The following is a 17,702-nucleotide window of genomic DNA, read 5'->3' as shown; positions in this document are numbered from 1 at the left end:
AAGAATTGACAATAGGGCGGAGTGTGTTTATTGTATTACGTGTACTACTTGATGTAATACACTGCAAACACTCAAAAAATGAAATCGAAATATAAATGTTGAGCATAGGAAAGGAGAGCCTTCATGAAAAACAAAAGATCCGTAAAACAAGATGTGCCTCTTATTATCGCCGCCTCGGTTTTGGCCAGCAGTCTGTTTGTCATTCTTGCGTCATCGGTTTTCAGTGGCAGAACATTTAAAGAAATAGAGCAGCTCGTAAAAGAAAGAAGGGAAGTAAATGATTCAAATCGATCCGAGAAGCTCAACCCCGATTTATGAGCAGATCATACAGCAATTGAAAGAGCTTTGTTTAAAAGGGATCATGAAGCCGGGGGATAAACTTCCTTCTGTCAGGGAATTGGCAACGATCATTATCGCCAATCCGAATACAGTCAGCAAAGCGTACAAGGAGCTTGAACGCGATGGTGTCATTGAAACGCTGAGGGGAAGAGGAACGTATATATCGGAGAATGCAAAAAAGACATTGGTTGAAGGGAAGATGACGATGATAAAAGAGCAATTGAAACAGCTCATCATCGATGCCCATTACGCGGGAGTTGAGCTGGAGAAGCTGCAGGAATGGATAAAGGAAATCAGCGCTGATGTGAAAGGAGGCAGGGATCATGATTGAATTGCGCAATCTCTCAAAAACGATTGACGGTAAAGAAGTGCTCAAGGATATTTCGCTCACCATCGGAAAAGGAGAAATTTTTGGGCTGCTCGGCCGAAACGGATCAGGGAAAACAACATTGCTCCGGCTCATTCAGCAGATTCTGCTGCCGGATCAAGGGACGGTTTTATTTAATCAGGTGGAAATAAAGCGGCATCCGAAAGTAAAACAGAATATCATTTATATGCCTGTTGAAAATCCTTTTTATGACAAATATACATATAAACAGCTTGTTGCTATTGTAAGCAGAATCTATCCGAATTTTGATGTGACTTACGCCAATGAGCTCATGAACAGGTACAGCATTCCGGAAACGAAGAAATACCGGGAATTATCCACAGGGCTGAAAAAACAGCTGGCCCTCGTCCTTGCCTTTGCTTCACGTCCGGCATTGATTCTTTTGGATGAACCGACGGATGGGATTGACGCTGTAACGCGTCATGACGTGCTTCAGCTTATGGTGGATGAAGTGGCTGAACGGGAAACGAGCATTCTGATTACTTCACATCGTTTAGAAGATATTGAGCGCATGTGCAACCGGATCGGATTTTTGGAAGGAAATCAGCTGACGAATGTGATGGATTTGGATGATATGAAAGAGGATTACATGAAAATCCAAATGGCGTTTGATGAGGATGTCAACTTGATGATCAGAGAACAAAACATACCGATCCTCGACCATGCCGGTGTGTTTTATACAGTGCTGATTCCGAAGAACGATGAGAAGAAAAAGAAATTTCTGCAAGAGCTGCGCCCGAAAGTGTGGAACGAGCTTCCTGTAAACTTAGAAGAAGTCTTCATCGCGAAGTTTGGGGGGAACCGGAGATGGTAGACCGGGGATTGCTATACAGGGAATGGATGCAGAATCGAACTGTTCTCGTTATGGTCGGCCTTTTTTTAGCGGCGGTCAATCCTTTTGAAGTGTTAAATACCTATCTGGTCTACCAAGGCTGTCTGGATACCCCGGGAGCATATTGTAAGTTTTATGTGAATTCTTTGGAGAGCAGAATGCTGAACTTGAACTGGGCGCCCGCTGTGATTTTGGCGGTTTGCTTATTCGGACTGGAGCGCACAAAGGGAACGATTGATACGCTTTTCAGTCTGCCTTATTCCCGCGCTCAGGTGTTTCACACTAAATATTGGCTCGGAGCGGCGGTCATTGCCGGCTTTCAGGTCATCGGCTACGGGCTGGCTGAGCTGTTGATTCTTCTGTTAAAGCCTGAACGCGTATATTTCTTCCACCATTACAGCGTTGGAGAGATCATTGTGAGTGTTTTGGCTTTTACATTGGTCGCGAGCGCAGGCTGCTTAACGGGCAATACGTTCGCCCAGCTGTTAACGGCGTTTGCTGTATCGATAGCGCCTTACCTGATTATTACGTTGCCGTTGACAAATGCGGAAGTCATCTTCGGGATCGACATGCATGAGCTGATGCCGCCAGTCAATGCTTACCTAAACAATTCTTTTCAATATCTGAATCCGATTACGTACATTGATACGAATTGGGTATCTGCCAGCAAGTATATATTAATCATCCCGGCAGTGATGAGCATTATATTTTATGCCATCGGGTACTTTTGCTATGTCAGACAGCCCGTGGAACGGAACGGCCGTTTTTTCCTCTGGAGACAGCTTGACCGGCCCATTCAGATTGTGGTAATCATTATCGCCGTTCTCGGTTTTGGCCTGGCGGGGTACTCGACGGGACAGACGATGACAGGGTATGCGGCCGGGATGCTGGTCGGAGGAGCGGTCGGATTTTTGGTCAGTTATTTTGCGATTTATAAAAAAACGAAGCATGTGTAAGAAAGGAGGACCGGAATGATACCGCGGGGGCTATTGTATACAGAATGGAAGAAAAATCAGTGGTTGTTTTTATTGAGCAGTATTTTTTTAATAGCGGCAAATCCTTTTATGGTTTATAACAATTACGTAACATATCAGGGATGTTTGAATGATCCGGCTCCGCAAGATTGTGAGTTCGTCGTCAGTTATACGAATGGGTCGCTTCTTTCCTTCAACTGGGTTGTGAGTGTCATCATTGCTGTCTTCTTATTAGGCTTGGAGCGGACAAAGGGAACGATGGATGCCCTGTTAAGCATGCCTTACAGCAGAAGCCAAATCTTTCAGACCAAATTCTGGCTTGGCGGGGCAGTCATTGTTGTTCCCCAGGCGATAGGCTACGGAGCGGCGTCATTGCTGATTTCTCTGCTGAAACCGAGCCATACGTACGATTTTGATCATTTTTCAATCGGAATGATTGTCATCAGTTTTATGGCTTACGCACTGTTAATGGCATCCGGAGCATTGACGGGCCATATATTCGCTCAGCTGTTAACGGCGTTTACCGTAACGATTCTGCCCTTTTTACTCATCGGTCTGCCGGCCGCGAATTTGGAGGTTGTTTTCGATTTTAGTATTGGTAATGAATTCTCTTTCATCAGCAGCTATATCGAATCTCGTCTTTTTATATTTGTAACACCTATTGGATATGTGTTTAACGACTGGATCAGAGAGAGACATCTGATCTTACTCATTCCGGCAGTCATGAGCGTCGTCTTTTATCTGATCGGTTACGTCAGCTTTCTGAAACATCCGAATGAACGGAACGGCAGATTCTTTCTTTGGAGAAAATTGGAACGCCCGGTGCAGCTATTGGTAATCGCGTTTGCGGTTATGGGTTTTGGAGTTTTCGGATATGGGGTCACGGACACGATGTTCGGATATTTAGCCGGCATTATTATCGGCGCCGTTATCGGATTTTTCATCAGTTATTTTACGGTTTACAGGAAAACAAAGCATATGTAGGTCTGTATGAACATGTTTAGTTTGGGGGAAGGCAAGGTGCCGATTAACGGTTTGCTTTATAAAGAATGGAAACAGCGGCAGACGCTGCTGCTCCTTTCCGCGGGGTTCTTACTTATCATAGGCCCTTTGGCAATTATAAATGAGTATTTTCATTATAAAGATTGTTTGAGTGTACTTCATCAATATCCGGGTTCAGTTTGTACATTCAGCATTGATTACAGCCATCGGAATGTAATTGGGCTGCATTTCATTCCTCCGGTTATTATGGGGCTTTTTCTGACAAGAGCAGGACGGGCTGAAAAAATGTATACATTAAGTCTTCCGTATTCGAGAAGCCGGATATTCCATACTAAGTTTTTACTGGGAGCAGCCGTGTTAGCCGGTTCCCAGCTTGTCTCTTACGGAGTGTCTGACATATTGTTTCTTATGCTTAAACCTGACGCTGTACATCATTTTCACTCATTCAGCGCAGGGATGCTGGTCGTCAGCTTGATGATTTATGCATTAGTGACAGCTGCCGGCACAATAACTGGCAATTTAGCAGCACAGCTCATCACAGCGTTCACGATCTCCTTCTTTCCAATCGTGATTTTCACCATTTATCTATTAAACGCTGAGTTCCTTTTTGGCAAGCAGGCTGTGCGGGATATTGATTTCCCTTGGAGCGGGTTTCTGATCTATTTCATGCCGGCCGCTTATATCCATACGTCATGGATTCATTACATGAAACATGCATTGCTTATATGTGCATTAATGGGTTTTTGTTTCTATCTTTTCGGCTATGTGAATTTCCTGAAAATGCCGAGTGAACGAAGCGGACATTTTATCTTGAGCAAACATACAGAACGCATCTTCCAAGTGCTCGTCATGGTGATCAGTATGTTGGGAGGTGCGGGTGTATGCGGATATGCTTATAACGGTTCATATTCCGGCTACATATTCGGCATGCTTATCGGTGCGGTTATCGGGTTTTTCATCAGTTATTACTTCATGTATAAAAAAACGAAACAAATATAAAGGGGAGTGGTTTACGTGATAGATGTACAGCATATCGATCATTCATTTAAAATCGGCAGGAAAGGCAGAGAGAGTGCGGTTCCGGTGCTGAAGGATGTCTCTTTGACCGTTGAAAAAGGGGAAATCGCCTGTATCGTCGGGCGGAGCGGTTCCGGAAAATCAACGCTTCTGAATTTAATTTCCGGCTATATAGCACCGACGAAGGGCCGTATCGTCATTAACGGCACTGATGTGACAGGCTTCAGTGAAAAAGAGTGGGCGCAGTTCCGCCTTGGGCATTTCGGTTTCATTTTTCAAAGTTTTCAGCTCATTCCGAGTCTGACAACCTATGAAAATGTTGAAATGCCGCTTGCCCTCAAAGGCGTAAAACCTTCTGAACGCAAGCAGAAAGTCGCGGATATGCTGAAACGGGTCGGTCTTGAAAATCATGCGAATCATTATCCGAATGAGCTGTCAGGCGGTCAGCAGCAGCGTGTCAGTATCGCAAGGGCGCTGATTTTAAATCCGTCGATTATTTTAGCCGATGAGCCGACGGGAAGCCTTGATTCAGAAACGGAGCTTGAGGTGCTTGCATTAATTCAGCAGCTGAACCGGGAGCGCGGAATTACATTTGTCATCATTACGCATGACGATGAAGTCGCTTCCATTGCTCATTCAAAATTCCAGCTGCATGACGGTGTATTAAAAGGGGGCGTTACAGTTGAGATTTAAGGATCAGGTTCACTTTATCAGAAGAAATATGAAGAAAAACCGGCTGCGTGTTTTCATGACGGTGCTGGCGACGACAATGGCGTGCGCGTTTTTAGTTGTCTTGTCCTCCGTCGGATTCGGGATTCAAAAAACGATTACAGACATTACCATGAGCCAGCAGATTGTGACGGAAATCAATGTGCTCGGCCAGGAGAACGGAAAAGCCGTAAAGAAATCAGACTTGGAAAAATATAAGAATGTCAAGTCTGTCGTTGAAAGAACCCAAGTGTATGAACCGAATAAAGCGACATTGGGAAACAGAACAAATGAAGATTCAGCTATAGTGCTGACAAACATGAAAGACGAAGTCAAAGCCAATATGGAGCTTGATCGGGGAAGAGTCGCCAAATCAGAAAATGAAATTGTGGTCGGCTATAATTTCGCGAAGAACCTATGGACGAAAAAAGAGGCAGATGAATACAACAAAGAATTAAAGGATCATCAAGACAATGTCTCGGATGTGGAAAAGCCAACAGGCTATACGGAGGATCTGCTGAATAAAACCATCCAGCTGAGCATCTCAAAAACGAACAATGATACCGGAAAAACGGAAGGAACCAAAACGTACGACTTTAAGGTAGTCGGAATAACAAAAAAACCGTCCCAAGAGTGGATGGAGGATACAAATATTTTTATCAGTGATCAATTCAAAAAGGACTTTTCGAAATTCTTAGATCTGAAAGGCGGAAATGCTGAAAAAAGCATAAAAGTCTACGCCGACAAATTTGACAATGTTGAACAGTTAACGAATGATTTGAGTGATGACGGTTATAAAGTCATGTCCGTCACAACCGAGCTGCAGGGCGTCAACACATTTTTCCTCGTCTTTAAAATCGGCCTGATCTTTGTCGGCTTTATCGCCGTCTTGATTTCTGCCATCGGTATTTTCAACACGATGACAATGGCGGTTACAGAAAGAACGCAGGAAATCGGGATTATGAAAGCGATCGGCGCAAGCCCGTCCATCATCCGCAGAATGTTTCTGATGGAAAGCGCCTATATCGGGATTTTAGGATCTGTGATCGGGATTATTATTTCCTACGGAGTGAGTTTTGCCGTCAATCTGGCTGTGCCGGTTATTTTGAAAGCGGTAGGGGGAAAGACCGGAGCTGAAGATCTTCATTATACCTTCTCCTATATCCCGCTCAGCCTCGTTGTAATCGCAGTTGTCATTTGTGCGGGAGTCGCGGTGATCTCGGGTATGAATCCGGCCCGGAAAGCGACAAAAACCAACGTTCTGACCGCGTTAAGAAGAGAATTGTAAAGAGAAAGAACCGGCTGGACACAACAGCCGGTTTTTCCTCTATCAGACAGAAAAAGGGTGTATACAAATGTTTCATATTTTGTTAATAGAAGATGATAACACTTTGTTTCACGAGATGAAAGAGAGATTAACGGGCTGGTCATTTGCGGTGCACGGGATAAAGGATTTCAGCCGGGTTACCCGGGAATTTACCGAAATCAAGCCCGATTTGGTGATGATTGATGTGCAGCTGCCGAAATTTGACGGCTTTCATTGGTGCAGAATGATACGCTCCCAATCAAACGTGCCGATTCTGTTTTTGTCCTCGCGGGATCATCCCGCAGATATGGTCATGTCGATGCAGCTCGGAGCAGATGATTTCATTCAGAAGCCTTTTCATTTTGACGTCTTGATTGCTAAAATACAAGCCGTGTTTCGGCGGGTGTATCAATACAATGCAGAACCGGCGCTCATCAAAAGGTGGAGCGGGGCTGCCATTGATGCTGAAACAAACATGGTGAGCCATGAAAACGGTTCAGTTGAGCTGACCAAAAACGAAATGCTGATTTTAAAACTGCTGGCCGAGCAGAAAAATAAAATCGTCAGCCGCGAAGAACTCATCAGAAGCTTGTGGAATGATGAGCGTTTCGTCAGTGATAACACGCTGACGGTGAATGTCAATCGGCTGCGGAAAAAACTTGATCAATTAGGCATCGGGAAGATGATTGAAACCAAAGTGGGGCAGGGGTACATCGCGAAGGAAGAAGACGGTCTTTATGATTAAATCATTTCTGCTTGAAAGAAAAAGCTGGATCGCGATGTTTCTTTTTCAGCAGGCCGTGCTCCTTTTTGCGGCATATATTGATCCATCCATTCCGTTTTTATCGGTGCTGTATTTCATTTATCTATCGCTTCTTCTGTTTCTTGTGTTTCTCTTGTTCCGCTATCGCAAAGAGACCGCTTTTTATAAAAGCTTAACAGAATGGGACGCCAATTTAGACATTTCTTATCTGAAAAAGCCAGACAGTCCGTTTGAATCCATCATTGAAGAAAGCATCGAAGGGCAGACAGAGCAATTGAGAAAAAGCTCACTTCATCTCCAGGCGGCCTCAGAGCATGAGAAAGATGAGCTGATGTCGTGGATTCACGAAGTCAAAACACCGCTGACAGCGATGAACCTTATGATCGAACGCTTGGATGAACAGCCGCTAAAAGCTCCTTTGCAGTATGAATGGCTGCGGATTCACCATCTCCTTGACCAGCAGCTTCATCAGAAACGATTGACCTTTATTGAAAATGATTTATCATTTCAGCACGTTCAGCTCCGTCCTCTCGTTTTCAACGAAATTAAAAACCTGCAATCATGGTGTATACAGAAAGGAATCGGGTTTGACATTCAGCTTGAGGCACAAGACGTTCTCAGTGACGGGAAATGGCTGTCCTTCATCATCAGACAGCTGTTAAGCAATGCCGTCAAATACAGTGAAGCGGATGATATTACCGTAAAAAGCTATGAACACAACGGCCGGGTGCATGTGGATATCGAAGACCGCGGCATCGGCATCAAGCCTAAAGATCTTCCGCGCATTTTTGAAAAGGGGTTTACTTCAACGCGAATGAGCCGTGATCACGCGTCAACCGGGATGGGCCTGTATTTGGCTCAAAAAGCTGCGGTCCCGCTTCTCATCCGCATCAGTGTACGATCAGAGCCGAAACGAGGCACGGTTTTTACATTGGTGTTTCCGAAGCAGAACGATGCCGTCAGCACGTTCAGCGTGTGACAAAAGTGTCACATGCTTTTCTCTTTTGTTCGCTTAATCAAACGAAAAAAACGGCTCCTGTTCTTACAATAAATATAACCAATGTAAAAAGGAGAATCGTAACGTGGTGATTTTAGAAGCAGGCAATATTCGCAAAAGCTATGGAAATAAGCTGAATAAACAAGAGGTGCTGAAAGGAATTGATCTTCAGATCCACAAAGGGGAATTCGTCAGTATTATGGGCCCGTCAGGATCAGGGAAAACGACCCTTTTGAATGTGCTTTCTTCCATTGATAAAGTAAGCGCGGGTACCATTAAAGTGAATGAGACGGAGATTACGTCCATGAAGGAAAAACAGCTTGCCGAATTCAGAAAACGGCATCTCGGCTTTATCTTTCAGGATTATAACTTATTGGATACGCTGACCGTGAAAGAAAACATACTCCTGCCGTTATCCATTACGAAAATGTCTAAAAAAGAGGCGGATCTGCGATTTGCCGAGACGGCAGAGGAGCTTGGCATCTATGATTTAAGACATAAGTATCCGAGTGAAATTTCCGGCGGGCAAAAACAGCGGACGTCTGCCGCAAGAGCTGTTATCCATGAGCCGGGCATCATTTTTGCCGATGAGCCGACCGGAGCGCTCGATTCTAAGGCTGCCTCGGATTTACTGAATAAACTGAGCCGTTTGAATCAGAAGCGCCGCGCCACCATTGTGATGGTGACGCATGATCCGGTTGCCGCCAGCTATTCCGGACGTGTGGTTTTCATTAAAGACGGCCGTGTGTATACACAGCTGAATAAAGGCGGTCAGGAGAGACCGGACTTTTTTCAGGATATTATGAAAACACAAAGCGTGTTGGGCGGGGTTCAGGCATGAGCATTCATCATTTGATCTTCCAGAACCTGAAAAAGAATATGAAAAACTATTATCTTTACGTTTTCGCGCTGGTGTTCAGCGCCGCCCTTTATTTCGCCTTTGTCACAATGCAATACGATCCGGCGCTTGATGAAATGAAAAGCTCCATAAAAGGAGCGGCGGCGATCCGGGCCGCCTCCATTCTGCTTGTGGCGATTGTGTCGGTATTTCTTTTATACGCCAACACTATTATATTAAACGGCCGGGAAATCGGCTTATTCCGATTAATCGGCATGACGAAAATGCACATTTTCCGCATACTCAGCACAGAAAATTTTATTTTGTATTTCGGGTCGATATGGATCGGTATTTTTGCCGGCTTTTCTCTTTCGAAATTATGTATGATGATGCTGTTCCATACAGTCGGTGTAAAAGCCGCTGTCTCCTTGTTTTTCACAAGCAGGGCGCTCGTTCAGACGTTGATTGTGTTCGGGGCCGTTTATGTGCTGATTATGATGATGAATTACTTATTTATTAAACGGCAAAGCATTTTGTCTTTATTTAAAGCTGCGTCATCGTCAGAAAGCGGCATAAGGCGGCTCTCTTGGCTGCAGATGACAATCGGCGTTATCGGTATTGCGGCCATCATCGCAGGCTATGCGGTGTCCGCTCAACTATTCGGGGGCAGTTTTACGACCATGAATGAACTGTTTTCGGCAATGGTGTTTATTCTCGGATCTGTGATTATCGGAACCTATTTGTTTTATAAAGGTTCGGTCAGCTTTCTGGCTAACCTTATCAGAAAATCAAAGGGCGGGTATCTGAATGTCAGTGAAGTGCTGTCTTTGTCATCCATCATGTTCCGGATGAAGTCTAACGCCGTACTGCTGACGATTATTACGACTCTTTCGGCGCTGTCAATCGGTTTACTGTCTTTAAGCTATATTTCGTATTACTCTGCGGAAAAATCAGCCGAGCAAAATACGGCGGCTGACTTTGCGTTTGATAACCAAAAGGAGGCTGACTCATTTACCGCCTTATTGAAAAAAAACGGAATTGGGTATCAAGTGAAGACAATCAAGACCATTCAGGCCGGTGTCAATATGAAGAACATCATAAACGGTGATATGAAAAGTTTTAAACAAGACCCATCCCACTTGGCGCTGCCGATTGTAAGTGAGAAAGACGCGGAAGGGGTGGCACTTTCTGACGGAGAAGCTGTGTTTACCGGATATAATGATATGATGAAAAAATTTCTCGACCTAAAAACGTCGGGTTCCATTGAAGTAAACGGCAAAACGGATAAAATACCGCTCGCGTATAAGGGCTTGAAGAACGACTTCATCCTGTCTTATACATTCACAAGCGGAGGACTGCCGACCGTTATTGTCACGCAGCATGTATTTGACCGGATTGAGAAAGATATCGACCCATCCATCCAGGGAAAATCAAATCAATTTTTCGGCATTACACTCAAACATGAAGAGGACGTCCAAAAAGCTGATGACCTGTTTCAGGCGCAGCGCTATTCAGACGGCGCGCTTTCACAGTTTGAAACGGCTGACACCCAAAAGAAAAACATGGGGCTGATCATGTTTATCGTCGGGTTTTTGGGCTTAACCTTTCTGATCACCTCAGGGTGTATCCTTTATTTTAAACAAATGGGCGAGTGCGAGGATGAAAAGGCTGATTACACGATATTGCGGAAGCTCGGTTTCACAACGGGAGATCTGCTGAAAGGCATCCGCCGGAAGCAGGCGTATCATTTCGGCATTCCGCTCGTTCTCGGGCTTTTCCACAGCTATTTCGCCGTTCAGTCAGGATGGTTTTTATTCGGAACCGAGGTGTGGACGCCGATGATCATGGTCATGGCGCTGTATACGTTGCTGTATTCCATATTTGGCATATTGTCGGTGCTTTATTATAAAAAAGTCATTCAATCCGCATTGTAAAATAAGTTGAGGAGCCTCCGCACAGCGGAGGTTTTTTTTGCATGAATAGAAGAAAGCGATTTTTAAAAGAATAGACATACGTCATTTATTCGCGCGGGGGAGCCTTATGCAGAAATATTTTTAATTGAAATCTGAAACAGGGGCCTTTCATCTTTTTTCTGCGGAACACATTTTCACGCTTTTCATCATCGGATTGCTGGGAGTGTTCGTGATCATATTACGGAAAAAGCTCAATCACGGCCGGCCGAATCGCGTTTTCCGATATGTGCTGTTCATTCTTCTTGCCGTGTCGCAGATCTGCTACCATATATGGCTGCTCTTTCATCATGCCTGGTCGCTGAAAACATCTCTGCCGCTGCAGCTGAGCGACCTATCCGTCTATTTGGCGATGCTGATGGTTATGACAAAAAGCAAAAAGCTGTTCGCCTTCCTCTATTTTGCCGGTTTGGGCAGCGCCATACAGGCGATGGCTACGCCTGATTTAGGGGCGTATACCTTCCCTCATTTTCGGTATATCGTGTTTTTCGTCTCTCACGGCTGTGTTTTTCTTGCCTGTCTATTTATGGCCAGTGCAGAAAAGTACAGACCGTCGGTGCACGCACTTTGGGTGTCAGTGCTGATCGTCAATCTGTACGGGGCGTGTGTCTTTTTTATTGATCGTGTGCTGAATGCGAACTACCTTTATTTAATGAAAAAACCGAAGACCGCTTCGCTTCTGAATGTTTTCGGGCCTTGGCCGTGGTATCTTCTTTCAATGGAAGCGGCGGTGATATTGAGCTTTTTCATTCTGTATATCCCGTTTTGGCTGCTGAAGAAAAGAGCATGATGGCGGGCTGTTTTTGTGAATCCAATCATTTGTAATTTTTTCAACATTCCGGCATTATTTTTTTCAGATTCTTATGTTGAAAAAAGGCGTCCGCGGGGATAGAATGAATGTGCTATGATAACGACCGATACGGAGCTGCAGCTTGCGGTTTCCGTTTTTTCATGGATTTTTTTATAGAGAAAGGGGGATCGGTATGCCGCGCGCTTTGAAGATATTAATCATCGGAATGTTTATCAATGTGACGGGCGCATCTTTTTTGTGGCCGCTGAATACGATCTATATTCATAATCATTTAGGGAAATCGCTGACTGTTGCGGGGATTGTTCTGATGCTGAATTCCGGAGCCAGTGTAGCGGGGAATTTATGCGGCGGATTTTTGTTTGATAAAATCGGCGGATTCAAATCCATTATGTTGGGCATTATGATCACTTTGGCAAGTCTTCTCGGACTTGTACTGTTTCACCAATGGCCCGTTTATATTTGGCTGCTCATCATTGTCGGGTTCGGTTCCGGCATCGTGTTCCCGGCCAGCTACGCCATGGCGGGAGCGGTCTGGAAAGAAGGCGGGCGGAGAGCTTTTAATGCGATATATGTAGCTCAGAACGCAGGTGTCGCTGTCGGTTCCGCACTGGGAGGAATGGTTGCGGCGTACTCGTTTACGTACGTGTTTTTAGCCAATGCCTTGCTGTATGTGCTGTTTTTCCTTATTGTATTTTTCGGTTTTCGAAATATCAAAACCGGAAATGCGGGCCAGGTCTCTGTTCTGGACTACGAGCCTGTCAGCAGCAGAACGAAATTTACGGCGCTCCTTATACTGAGCGGCGGGTATGTTCTCGGGTGGATTGCCTATTCGCAATGGTCCACAACCGTTGCGTCACATACTCAAAGCATCGGTATGCCGCTTTCATTATACAGTGTGCTCTGGACCGTAAACGGAATATTAATTGTCGCCGGACAGCCTCTTATAGGAGTTGTTCTGAAAAAATGGTCCGGTGCGTTAAAAACGCAGATGGTCATCGGCTTTTGTATTTTTATCGTCTCGTTCGGCGTGCTTCTCGGCGCCAAGCAATTTCCGATGTACCTCACCGCGATGGTGATTTTAACGATCGGAGAAATGCTTGTCTGGCCTGCCGTTCCCACTATTGCCAATCAGCTTGCGCCTAAGGGAAAAGAAGGGTTTTACCAAGGGTTCGTCAACAGCGCTGCGACGGGCGGCAGAATGATCGGCCCGCTCCTTGGCGGCGTGCTGGTTGATCAGTACGGCATGAGCGTGCTGCTCTTGATCCTGATGGTGCTTCTTGTCGTCAGCATCGCAGCGACGGTGCTTTACGACAAACGCCTGAAAGCTGTTCATAAACAAAACGTCCAAGTGCGATGACGTCAAAAAAATCCCGCCGTTTCGGCGGGATTTTTGTTTATACGACAGGAAGCACGTTGACTGCGTCCTTAACATTTAAATAGGTCTTAAATGAAGAAAAATTGGCATCAAGCTGATTCATTTTCATGGCAAGGGATGGCTTGATACCGGTGATGATTAATTCTGTGCCGATTAATTTAAGCAGGTGGTGCAATTTGAAAATCCGGTCCGCGGTCTGTTCGTTCACCTCGGCCAAACCTGATAAGTCTATAATTAAGTAATCATCTTTAGATGCGGTTAATATGTCCGTCAAAGTTGTCACAATTGAGTCAAATCGTTCTTCTGTTAAGTTCCCCACTAACGGCAAGGCGGAGATGCCGTTTCTGATCGGAACAATCGGCGTTGACAGCATCGTAATTTCTGCGAGGGAATCCTCAAGGAGTTTTTCGTATTCTTTCTGCTCTGTGATGTCTTTTTGAAAACCGACAAAATAGAGCTTGTCTTCAACATAAAGAGGATCAATATTGAGTTCATTCCAAAACGGGGTGCCGTCTTTTTTTACATTTTTCAGCCGCACCGTGATCTTTTCTTTATGTTTTAAGCTTTTTCTTATTTTCGCGACTTGTTTTCGGTCGGTTTCTTTGCCTTGCAGAAATCTGCAGTTCTTACCTAATATCTCTTCGGAAGAATAGCCAGTCATATCCATAAATCCCTGATTCGTATATATGATGGGATTGTCCTCAAGAGAGGGGTCTGTAATCACCACGCCGATGCGTGCGTGATCAAGCGCCTTTTTGATAAGCTCCAGCTGCTCCAGTTTTCCGAATACATTTGAGTCAGCCATATAAAACCCCCTTTTGGCCGTAAAGCTGTGCGCTTTTTTCAGCCGTTGTTTCTCCCCTTTTTAAATGAATCTACAGTAACCGTAGCATAACATATGTTCTGATTCAAGCAGCCGAAGTTTGCGATTTGTCATTCGGGCTTGTCCTCATATACACTGAAGATATAAGGAGAAGGTATATCGCCGCTAAGTAAGTGACTAGGTCATTGTCACTGGGTGAAAAATGAATCTAATGCATCAAGCTTACCGATCATGTGTTCACATATAATGGAAGAAACAAGCTTTTTACTTTCCTGCTCATTCGCCGGTATGTAGATATCGAAAATCATCGTATTCGTAAGGGGGCTGGATGGCCTGAAGTCGCTTTACTAAATAAGGGCTTTAGGAAGGTGATGAAGATGCTGCATCAGGTAATTATTGCTTGTGTAATTGGAGGAATCATGGGGGTTCTCGGTCATGTGAAAAAGAGAGGCAGGCTGGAGAAACCCAGAATGACAAAGCGGTTTATCTATCTCGGTTTTTTGGAAGATGGTTTTATCGGAATGGCTGCTTCCATCTTACTTGTCTTATCCGCTGACCCCGATTCAGGAATTCAACTCGTCATCTTATCCATAATCGCAGGCTACGGCGGAGAAGCTGTTCTCAGAAGCTTTGATTTTGTCAGGGAACAAAACAGTGATTCGGCCGAAGCAAAACCACACCAGCAAAAAAATCCTCCATCAAAATAATATCCCCGCTCATGACCCGTTCTGGGTACATTCCCATTGTATACAAACCTGCTTGCACTTATGAACAGAATTCTATAAAATACAGGTAAGATTACGGTAGCGATAAGAACAGTGAAGAGGAGCAGTAAGAAGCAGATTTTGCAGTCAGAGAGTTGACGGCCGGTGCAAGTCAATCAAGTCTGTTTCCGAACTCGCCTCAGAGTTGCAGCGGCAAAACCGCTGACGCATAACTGCGTTAAAAGTATCAAGTGAGTGCGGCTAAAAACCGCGCTAACGAGGGTGGTACCGCGGGAAACAAAAATCTCTCGTCCCTTTTTGGGATGAGGGAGTTTTTTTAGTTTTAGAATAATCTGAATATAATCTTTCTCATCCCGTCAATACTTGGACTACATACGCCGTATTCAATCAGAAGGAGGTTTTTGCGTTGAGTTTTCAGCACGAAAAAATAGAAAAGAAATGGCAGAATTACTGGTTGGAGCATAAAACATTCGCCGCCAGTGAAGAGAATGACAAGCCGAAGTTTTACGCGCTTGACATGTTCCCGTATCCTTCAGGAGCCGGCCTTCATGTCGGGCATCCGGAAGGCTATACGGCAACCGATATTCTTTCACGTATGAGACGCATGCAGGGGTACAATGTGCTTCATCCGATGGGATGGGACGCGTTCGGGCTTCCTGCCGAGCAATACGCGCTTGACACAGGGAATGATCCGGCTGAGTTCACGAAACACAATATAGATAATTTCCGCCGCCAGATCCAATCGCTCGGCTTTTCTTATGATTGGGATCGTGAAATCAATACGACTGATCCGGACTACTACAAGTGGACGCAGTGGATTTTCACCAAGCTGTACGAAAAAGGTCTCGCTTATGTAGACGAAGTGCCTGTCAACTGGTGCCCGGCACTCGGAACGGTGCTTGCAAACGAAGAAGTCATTGACGGCAAAAGCGAGCGGGGCGGACATCCGGTTGAACGCCGCCCGATGAAACAATGGATGCTGAAAATCACCGCTTATGCGGACAGGCTTCTTGAAGATTTAGAAGATCTGGACTGGCCTGAAAGCATTAAAGACATGCAGCGCAACTGGATCGGACGTTCTGAAGGCGCAAACGTGCATTTCGCAATCGACGGCACTGATGACACGTTCACGGTGTTTACGACAAGACCTGACACGCTGTTCGGCGCGGCTTATGCCGTTCTGGCTCCTGAGCATGAGCTTGTTGAAGCCATTACGACGGCTGAACAAAAAGAAGCGGTAGACGCTTATATTAAAGAAGTTCAGGCGAAAAGTGATCTGGAACGGACGGATCTTGCGAAAACAAAAACGGGCGTCTTCACGGGCGCATATGCCGTAAACCCGGCAAACGGTGAAAAGCTGCCGATCTGGATAGCTGATTATGTTCTTGCTACTTACGGAACGGGCGCTGTTATGGCCGTGCCGGCGCATGATGAACGCGATTTTGAATTCGCCAAAGTGTTCAGCCTGCCTGTCAAAGAAGTCGTAAAAGGCGGAAACACAGACGAGGAAGCGTACACGGGAGACGGAGAGCATGTCAATTCCGGCTTTTTGAACGGACTGAATAAAGCGGAAGCGATTGAAAAAATGATCGCCTGGCTTGAAGAAACGAAAAACGGTGAGAAAAAAGTGACATACCGTCTGCGTGATTGGCTGTTCAGCCGTCAGCGCTATTGGGGCGAGCCGATTCCGGTCATTCATTGGGAAGACGGCACGTCAACAGCCGTTCCTGCGGAAGAGCTGCCGCTGATTCTGCCGAAAACCGATGAGATCAAACCGAGCGGAACCGGTGAATCACCGCTTGCCAACATTAAAGAGTGGGTGGAAGTCACTGATCCTGAAACGGGCAGAAAAGGCAGAAGGGAAACAAACACGATGCCGCAATGGGCGGGAAGCTGCTGGTACTTCCTTCGCTTTATCGATCCGAAAAATCCGGATCAGCTCGCTTCACCTGAGAAACTGGATAAATGGCTGCCTGTCGATATCTACATCGGAGGAGCGGAGCATGCCGTGCTTCACCTTCTGTACGCTCGTTTCTGGCATAAATTCCTCTATGATATCGGTGTCGTGCCGACGAAAGAGCCGTTCCAAAAGCTGTATAACCAAGGAATGATTCTCGGGGAAAATAATGAAAAAATGAGTAAATCCCGCGGAAACGTCGTCAATCCGGATGAAATTGTGGCGTCTCACGGAGCAGATACGCTGCGCCTGTACGAAATGTTTATGGGTCCGCTTGACGCATCTATCGCCTGGTCTGAATCCGGCCTTGACGGAGCCCGCCGCTTCCTTGACCGCGTATGGCGTTTGTTTATCGAGGAAAACGGAGAGCTTACCGGCAAAGTGACAGAAGGCGCGGGAGAAACTCTTGAACGCGTCTACCATGAAACAGTCATGAAGGTGACGGAAAACTACGAAGCCCTTCGTTTTAACACAGGCATTTCTCAGCTGATGGTCTTCATTAATGAAGCTTACAAAGCGAATGAACTGCCGAGAGAATATATGGAAGGCTTTGTGAAGCTGCTTTCTCCTGTTGCCCCGCATTTGGCGGAAGAACTGTGGGAAAAACTCGGCCACGAAGGTTCGATTGCATATGAAGCTTGGCCTGCTTATGACGAATCAAAACTGGTTGATGATGAAGTGGAAATCGTCGTCCAGCTGAACGGAAAAGTAAAAGCGAAATTAATGGTTCCGGCTGATGCCGATAAAGCGGCATTAGAACAGCTCGCACAAGCTGACGAAAAAGTGAAAGAGCAGCTTGAAGGAAAAACGATCCGAAAAATCATTGCCGTACCGGGCAAGCTTGTCAATATTGTGGCAAACTGACCGGGCGAAGCCC

General features: G+C 45.5%; 16 protein-coding genes, 1 pseudogene and 1 other annotated feature. Of the genes and pseudogenes, 16 read left to right on the top strand and 1 reads right to left on the bottom strand.

Features of this window, described 5'->3' with window-relative positions; translation table 11 throughout:
* Positions 1 to 123 precede the first annotated feature (123 nt).
* The 14 genes and pseudogenes from ACW5MY_RS13910 to ACW5MY_RS13845 all read left to right on the top strand — a co-directional run bounded on the left by ACW5MY_RS13910 (position 124) and on the right by ACW5MY_RS13845 (position 13,302).
* Entirely contained in the window at positions 124 to 318 is a 195-nt protein-coding gene (locus ACW5MY_RS13910) for a hypothetical protein (RefSeq protein WP_014470846.1), read from the top strand.
* Positions 278 to 670 (top strand): GntR family transcriptional regulator, encoded by a 393-nt coding sequence (locus ACW5MY_RS13905; RefSeq protein ID WP_013353259.1) that lies wholly within the window; start codon positions 278 to 280, stop codon positions 668 to 670. The genes ACW5MY_RS13910 and ACW5MY_RS13905 overlap by 41 nt, the downstream gene beginning before the upstream one ends.
* A complete protein-coding gene (locus ACW5MY_RS13900; RefSeq protein ID WP_013353258.1) occupies positions 663 to 1,541 on the top strand; it encodes an ABC transporter ATP-binding protein in 879 nt (292 codons plus the stop codon). The genes ACW5MY_RS13905 and ACW5MY_RS13900 overlap by 8 nt, the downstream gene beginning before the upstream one ends.
* On the top strand, positions 1,535 to 2,515 hold the full coding sequence (locus ACW5MY_RS13895) for an ABC transporter permease subunit (protein WP_014470844.1): 981 nt from the start codon (positions 1,535 to 1,537) through the stop codon (positions 2,513 to 2,515). Before ACW5MY_RS13900 ends, ACW5MY_RS13895 begins: the two co-directional genes overlap by 7 nt.
* Positions 2,516 to 2,530: 15 nt before the next feature.
* Positions 2,531 to 3,517 (top strand): ABC transporter permease, encoded by a 987-nt coding sequence (locus ACW5MY_RS13890; RefSeq protein WP_013353256.1) that lies wholly within the window; start codon positions 2,531 to 2,533, stop codon positions 3,515 to 3,517.
* Positions 3,518 to 3,553: 36 nt separating this feature from the next.
* On the top strand, positions 3,554 to 4,534 hold the full coding sequence (locus ACW5MY_RS13885; protein WP_014470843.1) for a hypothetical protein: 981 nt from the start codon (positions 3,554 to 3,556) through the stop codon (positions 4,532 to 4,534).
* A 15-nt stretch (positions 4,535 to 4,549) separates the two neighbouring features.
* Positions 4,550 to 5,245 (top strand): ABC transporter ATP-binding protein, encoded by a 696-nt coding sequence (locus ACW5MY_RS13880; RefSeq protein WP_013353254.1) that lies wholly within the window; start codon positions 4,550 to 4,552, stop codon positions 5,243 to 5,245.
* Positions 5,235 to 6,548 (top strand): ABC transporter permease, encoded by a 1,314-nt coding sequence (locus ACW5MY_RS13875; RefSeq protein WP_013353253.1) that lies wholly within the window; start codon positions 5,235 to 5,237, stop codon positions 6,546 to 6,548. The genes ACW5MY_RS13880 and ACW5MY_RS13875 overlap by 11 nt, the downstream gene beginning before the upstream one ends.
* 67 nt (positions 6,549 to 6,615) lie before the next feature.
* Positions 6,616 to 7,311: a response regulator transcription factor gene (locus ACW5MY_RS13870; protein ID WP_013353252.1), complete on the top strand. Its 696-nt coding sequence runs from the start codon at positions 6,616 to 6,618 to the stop codon at positions 7,309 to 7,311.
* Entirely contained in the window at positions 7,304 to 8,308 is a 1,005-nt protein-coding gene (locus tag ACW5MY_RS13865; protein WP_014470842.1) for a sensor histidine kinase, read from the top strand. The genes ACW5MY_RS13870 and ACW5MY_RS13865 overlap by 8 nt, the downstream gene beginning before the upstream one ends.
* Before the next feature lie 103 nt (positions 8,309 to 8,411).
* Positions 8,412 to 9,171 (top strand): annotated as a pseudogene (locus ACW5MY_RS13860) (ABC transporter ATP-binding protein); the annotation flags it as partial.
* The gene (locus tag ACW5MY_RS13855; RefSeq protein WP_289393845.1) at positions 9,164 to 11,098 is read left to right on the top strand and encodes an FtsX-like permease family protein; all 1,935 of its coding nucleotides are present in this window, start codon (positions 9,164 to 9,166) and stop codon (positions 11,096 to 11,098) included. The pseudogene ACW5MY_RS13860 and the gene ACW5MY_RS13855, both read left to right, overlap by 8 nt.
* A 124-nt stretch (positions 11,099 to 11,222) precedes the next feature.
* Positions 11,223 to 11,924, top strand: coding sequence for a YwaF family protein (locus ACW5MY_RS13850; protein WP_232469699.1), 702 nt, complete (start codon positions 11,223 to 11,225; stop codon positions 11,922 to 11,924).
* Between the two features lie 193 nt (positions 11,925 to 12,117).
* The gene (locus ACW5MY_RS13845) at positions 12,118 to 13,302 is read left to right on the top strand and encodes an MDR family MFS transporter (protein WP_013353247.1); all 1,185 of its coding nucleotides are present in this window, start codon (positions 12,118 to 12,120) and stop codon (positions 13,300 to 13,302) included.
* A 37-nt stretch (positions 13,303 to 13,339) separates the two neighbouring features.
* On the opposite strand, the gene ytvA is transcribed toward ACW5MY_RS13845, so the two are convergent.
* Positions 13,340 to 14,125 (bottom strand): YtvA family blue-light photoreceptor, encoded by a 786-nt coding sequence (ytvA, locus tag ACW5MY_RS13840; RefSeq protein WP_013353246.1) that lies wholly within the window; start codon positions 14,123 to 14,125, stop codon positions 13,340 to 13,342.
* A gap of 389 nt (positions 14,126 to 14,514) precedes the next feature.
* On the opposite strand from ytvA, the gene ACW5MY_RS13835 reads away from it, so the two are divergent.
* Together ACW5MY_RS13835 and leuS are read left to right on the top strand one after the other, a co-directional pair.
* On the top strand, positions 14,515 to 14,850 hold the full coding sequence (locus tag ACW5MY_RS13835) for a DUF4257 domain-containing protein (RefSeq protein WP_015418038.1): 336 nt from the start codon (positions 14,515 to 14,517) through the stop codon (positions 14,848 to 14,850).
* 102 nt (positions 14,851 to 14,952) lie between these two features.
* Positions 14,953 to 15,166, top strand: a binding site (T-box leader).
* Positions 15,167 to 15,274: 108 nt separating this feature from the next.
* Entirely contained in the window at positions 15,275 to 17,689 is a 2,415-nt protein-coding gene (gene leuS / locus ACW5MY_RS13830) for a leucine--tRNA ligase (RefSeq protein ID WP_013353245.1), read from the top strand.
* Positions 17,690 to 17,702 lie beyond the last annotated feature (13 nt).

The sequence above is a fragment of the Bacillus sp. Bwzl_19 genome, assembly GCF_054900515.1.
This window is presented reverse-complemented; position numbering and strand designations above follow the sequence as displayed.

What these genes read in the sequence shown, in the direction of transcription:
- ACW5MY_RS13910 (WP_014470846.1), top strand. Translation starts at nt 124, where the DNA reads ATGAAAAACAAAAGATCCGTAAAACAAGATGTGCCTCTTATTATCGCC.
- ACW5MY_RS13905 (WP_013353259.1), top strand. Translation starts at nt 278, where the DNA reads ATGATTCAAATCGATCCGAGAAGCTCAACCCCGATTTATGAGCAGATC.
- ACW5MY_RS13900 (WP_013353258.1), top strand. Translation starts at nt 663, where the DNA reads ATGATTGAATTGCGCAATCTCTCAAAAACGATTGACGGTAAAGAAGTG.
- ACW5MY_RS13895 (WP_014470844.1), top strand. Translation starts at nt 1,535, where the DNA reads ATGGTAGACCGGGGATTGCTATACAGGGAATGGATGCAGAATCGAACT.
- ACW5MY_RS13890 (WP_013353256.1), top strand. Translation starts at nt 2,531, where the DNA reads ATGATACCGCGGGGGCTATTGTATACAGAATGGAAGAAAAATCAGTGG.
- ACW5MY_RS13870 (WP_013353252.1), top strand. Translation starts at nt 6,616, where the DNA reads ATGTTTCATATTTTGTTAATAGAAGATGATAACACTTTGTTTCACGAG.
- ACW5MY_RS13865 (WP_014470842.1), top strand. Translation starts at nt 7,304, where the DNA reads ATGATTAAATCATTTCTGCTTGAAAGAAAAAGCTGGATCGCGATGTTT.
- ACW5MY_RS13855 (WP_289393845.1), top strand. Translation starts at nt 9,164, where the DNA reads ATGAGCATTCATCATTTGATCTTCCAGAACCTGAAAAAGAATATGAAA.
- ACW5MY_RS13845 (WP_013353247.1), top strand. Translation starts at nt 12,118, where the DNA reads ATGCCGCGCGCTTTGAAGATATTAATCATCGGAATGTTTATCAATGTG.
- ytvA (WP_013353246.1), bottom strand. Translation starts at nt 14,125, where the DNA reads ATGGCTGACTCAAATGTATTCGGAAAACTGGAGCAGCTGGAGCTTATC.
- ACW5MY_RS13835 (WP_015418038.1), top strand. Translation starts at nt 14,515, where the DNA reads ATGAAGATGCTGCATCAGGTAATTATTGCTTGTGTAATTGGAGGAATC.